Source organism: Streptomyces sp. NPDC005266, assembly GCF_040607655.1.
GTDB lineage: Bacteria > Actinomycetota > Actinomycetes > Streptomycetales > Streptomycetaceae > Streptomyces.
The window spans coordinates 1-6,438 of sequence record NZ_JBEXHC010000049.1; the positions used below are offsets into that span (position 1 = coordinate 1).

General features: G+C 73.4%; 2 protein-coding genes. Both read right to left on the bottom strand.

The annotated features are described in order from the left end of the window. Positions 1 to 1,408: condensation domain-containing protein (locus ABZU99_RS34725; RefSeq protein ID WP_356050495.1), on the bottom strand; the 1,408-nt coding region annotated here is incomplete at its 3' end. Continuing rightward, a complete protein-coding gene (locus ABZU99_RS34730) occupies positions 1,405 to 6,408 on the bottom strand; it encodes an amino acid adenylation domain-containing protein (RefSeq protein ID WP_356050494.1) in 5,004 nt (1,667 codons plus the stop codon). The genes ABZU99_RS34730 and ABZU99_RS34725, both read right to left, overlap by 4 nt. Positions 6,409 to 6,438: the final 30 nt, after the last annotated feature.

Sequence of the window (6,438 nt, forward strand, 5' to 3'; positions counted from 1 at the left end):
CCTGCTCAGCAAACAACCCCGGCAACGTCAACCCCGACCCCACCACCCGCCCCGACCCATTCCACCCCACCACCACACGACGCCACTCCTCGGCGTCGAGGAGATCGAGCCCGGCGACAAGCCGCGACGCGTCGCGGATGATCGTGTCAATGACGCGCGCCAGCTTGGCGAGGACGGCCTCGGCGGCGGCGCGGTCGAAGACGTCGGGGCGGTAGTCGAGGCGGAAGGTCAGGCGCTCACCCGGGGCGGTGATGAGGGCGAGCGGGTAGTGGGTGGCGTCGCGGCTCTCGACGCCGGTGACGTTCAGCGCACCGCTGCTGGTGCGGCGGGCGGCGCCGCTGGAGGGGTAGTTCTGGAACAGGCAGAGGGTGTCGAAGAGTTCGCCCGCCCCGGCCCGCCGCTGGATCCCGGAGAGCCCGAGGTGCTGGTGCGGCATCAGCCGCGACTGCTCGGCCTGGAGCCGCCGCAGCATGCCTTCGAGTGACTCGTCGTAGCGGACGCGGTGGCGCAGCGGCAGGGTGTTGATGAAGAGGCCGACCATGGACTCGACACCGTCGAGCTCCGGCGGCCGCCCGTTGACGGTGATGCCGGTGACCACGTCCTGCCGCCCGGTCATGCTGCCGAGGACGAGCGCCCAGGCCCCCTGGACGACGGTGCTCAGGGTGAGTCCGGTCTCGCGTGCCCAGCGGACGAGCGTGTCGGTGTCCTGTTCGGTCAGCTGGAGGCGGACCTCTTCGGGGACGGCCGGCTCCCGGTCGGCGGCCGGTGCGACAAGGGTGGGCTCGGCGATGTCGGCAAGCGCCTCGTCCCACGCGCGTACGGCCGCGTCGCGGTCCTGACGGCCGAGCCAGGTCAGGTAGTCCCGGTACGGGCGGACCGGGGGCAGGGCGTGCGCCGCGTCCCCGCCCTCGTACAGGGCGAACAGCTCGCGGGCCAGGATCGGCAGCGACCAGCCGTCGTAGAGCAGATGGTGGCTGGTCAGCAGGAAGCGGTACGCGCCGCCGCCGAGCCGGATCAGGGTGCAGCGCATGAGCGGCGCGGTGGTCAGGTCGAATCGGCGGACGCGGTCCTCGGCGACGATGCGGTCCGATGCGGCGGCGCGCTCGGCCTCGGTCAGTCCGCTGAGGTCGATCTCCTGCCAGACGGGGCCGACGGTGCGCAGCACGAGCTGGGCCCAGTCGCCGGTCTTGCGCTGCCGGAAGCAGGCGCGCAGCGGCGCGTGCCGCTGGAGCAGGCCCGCCACGGCGGCTTTCAGGGCGTCGGTGTCGAGCGGGTCGGCCAGCTCGAACACCGACTGCGCCGTATAGACGTCGTTGCCCGACTGGTCGTAGACGCTGTGGAAAAGCAGCCCCTCCTGCAAGGGCGAGAGCGGCAATATGTCCTCGATGGCCCGCGGCTGTCGGCTCACTTCAGCGTCTCCCACTCCTGCGTCAGCTCTTCTTCGAACTCGTCGATCTCGCGCTGGTCGATCGAGGACAGCGCCACGTCGGACGGGGTCAGCCCGCCCGCGTCGGGGTTCTGTGCGTGCCCGGCGAGGGCTTCGAGCGCCTGGAACCAGAGGCGGGCGAGATCCCGTATCTCGTCCTCGGCCAGCAGGCCCCCTGCCCAGGTCCAGACGGCTGCCAGTTCCGGCCCGCGCGGGGTGTCCCTGGCGGCGGCGTTGAGTTCCAGCGCGTGAGGCAGCGGCATGCGCGGGTCGTGGTCGGAGCCGGTGTCGACCCCGGCCTCGATGGTCCAGTCGGCCGGCCGCTCGTCGCTTCCGACGGCGTAGCGGCCCAGGTAGTTGAAGCCGACCTGGGGCCGGGGGTGTGCGGCCAGGACCGGGGCGGTCCCGGGGTTGAGGTAGCGCGCGAGGCCGTAGCCCATGCCGCGGTCCGGGATGGCGCGCAGCTGTTCCTTGACCTCTTTGATCAGCCGTCCGGCGGCGGGCCCGCCGGCCCAGGCGTCGGCCCGGTCGAGGGGTCCCGGGTCCAGCCGAACGGGATAGATGCTGGTGAACCAGCCGACGGTGCGCGACAGGTCCACGCCGCCGGTGAACTCCTCCTCGCGGCCGTGTCCTTCCAGCTCCAGCAGTACGCCGTCAGCGGCGGGCGCGGCCGACGCCGCGCTGTCGCGGCCGCGCTGCCATTCGGTCATGGCGAGCGTGAAGGCCGCGAGGAGCACATCGTCGGCACCCGCCTGGAAGGCGGCGGGAACGGTGCTCAGTACCGCCTCAGTGATGTCGGGGGCGAGTGTCAGCGACAGCCGTCCGGCGGTCGCGTATGTGTCCCGGGCGGGGTCGAGGGCGCGTCCGCCGAACGGCTGGGCCGGGCGGTCCACCGTCCTGGTCCACAGCGCGAGTTCACTCTCGTCCAGGGGCTGCTGGGCGCGCTCCGTGAGACGCTGCGCCCAGTGGCGCAGCGGGGTGCCCACGGGTTGCAGTCGCGGGGTGTTGCCCGCGGCGAGGTCCTGCCATGCTTCGGCGAGGTCGGGCAGCAGGATGCGCCAGGACACTCCGTCGACGACGAGGTGGTGCACCACCACCAGCAGCCGGCCCTGGAGGCGCGGCCCGGCGTCGAACCACACGGCTTGCACCATGACGCCGTCCCGGGGCGCGAGGCGGGCGCGGGCGGCGGTGCCCTCGTCACGGATGAGCGCGCCGAGGTCATCGGGGTGGGTCCCGGACACGTCGACCCGGCGCAGCAGGTCGGCCGCGCGCGGCCCGGACGCCCCCGGTGGGTCCGGGATCTCCAGTGCCCATCCGCCGTCCGTCACGGTCAGTTTCATGCGCAGGGCGTCGTGGTGGTCCAGGACGGCCTGGAGGGTCTGGGCGAGCGACTGCCGCTCGGCCCCGGCCGGTACCCGGATCAGCTGGGACTGGCTGAAGTGGTCGGTGGCATCGCCGCCCTGTTCGGCCAGCCAGTGGGTGATGGGCGTCAGCGGTACGGGCCCGGTGCCGGAGACGGCCACCGGCGTGTCGCCGGGGTCAGCAGTCTCCTGTACGGCGTGCGCGAGGCGGGCGACGCTCTGGTGCTCGAAGATGTCGCGGACGGACAGCGCGAGCCCCGCCCGTCGCACCTTGCTGACAAGCTGGATGGCCATGATGCTGTCGCCGCCGAGGGCGAAGAACCCGTCGTCCACGCCCACTTCGGGCAGGCCGAGCACCTCGGCGAACAGGGCGCAGAGCCTCTCCTCGCGCGCGTCGCGCGGGACGCGGCCGCTCATGGCGGTGGCGGTGTGGTCGGGACGCGGCAGGGCGCGCCGGTCGACCTTTCCGTTCGGTGTCAGCGGCAGGGCGTCGAGCGTCACGAACGCGGACGGCACCATGTAGGCGGGCAGGGCGCGGGCGAGGTCGTCGCGGAGCGCGCCGGTGTCGAGCGGCTCGGCGCCGCTGTCGTCGTCGGGCGCCGAGGCCGGGCGGGCGGCCGGTACGACATACGCGGCCAGCCGGCGGTCCCCGGGCCGGTCCTCGCGTACGAGCACCGTGCACTGGGCCACGGCCGGGTGGCGGGCCAGGGCCGCCTCGATCTCGCCGGGTTCGATGCGGAAGCCGCGGATCTTCACCTGGTCGTCGGCCCGGCCGACGAACGCGATGACACCTGTGCCATCCGGCTCAGCGGGGTCCGCCGTCCACCGCACGAGGTCGCCCGTGCGGTACATCCGGCTCCCCGACGGGCCGTAGGGGTCGGCGACGAACCGTTCGGCGGTGAGCGGCGCCCGGGCCACGTAGCCGCGGGCCAGTCCGGCACCCGCGATGTACAGCTCGCCGGGCACGCCTGCGGGGACCGGGCGCAGGGCCGCGTCCAGGACGTACACCCGCATGTTGTCCAGCGGACGGCCGATGGGCATGGCCGGCGGCACGGGCCGGTCGGGCGGCAGAATATGGCTCAGCGCGAACGTGGTGGTCTCCGTGGGCCCGTAGCCGTCGGCGACGGTCGTGTCCGGGCAGGCCTCGCGCACCCTGCGCACCGCCGCCGCGGGCACCACGTCACCGCCCGCCCAGACCTCCCGTACGCCCGCGAGGCAGCCGGGGGCCTCCTCCGCGACGACGCGGAACAGGCCCGCCGTCAGCCACAGCGCGGTCACCGCGTGCCGGGCCAGGACGCTCTCGAGCACCGGTACGTCCAGCTCGCCGGGCGGCGCGACGACGACGGTGCCGCCGGACAGCAGCGGGACCCACAGCTCGTACGTCGAGGCGTCGAAGGCCCGGGCGGAGTGCAGCAGCACCCGCTGGTGGGCGTCGCCGCCCCAGCGCCGGTCGAAGGCGAGCTCGGCCACGTCGCGGTGGGTGATGGCGACGCCCTTGGGCAGCCCCGTGGAACCGGAGGTGTACATGACGTACGCCAGCTGGTCGGGCAGGGCGGGCGCGGTAAAGCTGTCAGCGTCGGCGTCGGCGTCCCGGGCCTGCGTACCACCGTCCACGACCACGACCTGCGCGCCCAGTTCGGCGGCGCGGTCGGCCAGCGCCTCGTCGGCGACGATGAGGAACGCCCCCGTGTCGTCCACGACGTGCCGCATCCGGGCGACCGGATCGGTCAGATGCAGCGGCACATAGGCACCGCCCGCCTTCAAGACGCCCAGGACGGCCACGGGCAGCAGGATCGAGCGGTCCATCAGCAGGGCGACGGGGGTCTCCCGGCCGACGCCGCGGGCGGCGAGCCGGGCAGCGAGCGCGGTGGCCCGCACGTCCAGCTCCGCGTACGTCAGCATGCCCTCGTCACCGACGACGGCAACCGCGTCCGGAGTGCGCACGGCCTGGGCCCGGAACAGCTCCGGCAGACCACCCTCCGGGATCTCGTGCGCGGTGTCGTTCCACTCCACGAGCAGCCGCCGCCACTCCTGCGCGCTGAGCGTGTCGTAGTCGCCGATGCGCAGCTCCGGCCGGTCGGCGACGTCCGTCAGCAGGCGGACGAAGCGCTCGCCGAGGGCTTCGGCGGTGTGCGGTTCGAAGAGGTCGGTCCGGTACTCCAGTCCGAGACGGAGGCCCGCCGGGGCGCGATCCGGCCCGCGCCGCTCCTCCAGCACGAAGGCCAGGTCGAACTTGGCCGCGCCGGTCCAGGCGGGCTGCCGGGTGACGGTCAGGCCCGGCAGTTCCGCGATCGCCTCCAGCGCCGAGCCGCGGTCGGAGTTGTCCACCCGCAGGACGACCTGGAAGAGCGGGTGGCGGCCGAGCGACCGCTCCGGGTTGAGGGCGTCGACGAGATGCTCGAACGGCAGGTCCTGGTGCTCGTACGCGGCGAGGTCGGTGTCGCGGACCCGACCGAGCAGCTCGGTGAAGCGGGGGTTCCCGCTGATGTCGGTACGCAGCACCAGCGTGTTGACGAAGAAGCCGACCAGGTCTTCCACGGCCTCGTCGTCCCGCCCGGCCACGGGCGTCCCGATCGGGATGTCGTCACCGGCGCCCAGTCGGGACAGCAGCGCCGCCAGGGCCGCCTGCGCGACCATGAACAGGCTCGTGCCGTTCTGCCGCGCCAGCCGCAACAGCGCCTCGTGGGCCGCGGCCGGCAGCGCGAACTCCGTCTCGGCGCCGCCTTCGGACGCGACGGCGGGCCGCGGGTGGTCGGTCGGCAGCGCGAGCTCGGCCGGCAGATCCCGCAGGACCGAGGTCCAGTGCTCGAGTTGGCGCGCCATGAGCGACCCGGGATCGTCCTCGGCTCCGAGGTAGGTGTGCAGCCAGAGGCTGTAGTCGGCGTACTGGACGGGCAGCGGCGCCCAGTCGGGGGAAGAGCCCGCGGCCCGTGCCGCATAGGCGGTGACGATGTCACGGGCGAGCGGGGGCATCGACCAGCCGTCGGCCGACGCGTGGTGCATCACCAGTAGCAGTACGTGGTCGTCCGGCGCCACCGCGAACAGCCGGGCACGGAACGGCATGTCGGCCGTCAGGTCGAACCCCACCCGGGCGGCGGCCTCCAGCCGCTCGCCGATCCGCTCCTCGGACGTTGTCTCAACGGGCAGCTCGGGCAGCGCGGTCTCGGGCGGGAGCACCACCTGATACGGGCCCGCCTCCGCGTCCTCGGCGAAGCGGGTGCGCAGGGGCTCATGGCGGCCGACGACATCGGCGAGCGCGGCGCGCAGCGCCTCCCGGTCCAGCCGTCCGGTCAGCCGCAGAGCGGCGGGAATGTTGTAGGCCGGGCTGGGCCCCTGGAGGTGTTGAAGGAACCACAGTCGGCGCTGCGCGAAGGACAGCGGGATCCGCTCGGGCCGGGGCCGGAACGGGGTAATGGCCGGACGGGCGGCCTCGGCCCTGTCGAGTACGGCGGCGAGCGAAGCGACGGTGGGCGCCTCGAAGAGCACGCGCACCGAAAGTTCCGTGCTGAACGCCGAGCGGATGCGGCTTGCGAGGCGGGTGGCGAGGAGGGAGTGTCCGCCGAGCTCGAAGAAGCTGTCATCGATCCCGACCCGCTCCACCCCCAGGACCTCAGCGAACAACCCGCACAAAATCTCCTCCCGCGGCGTACG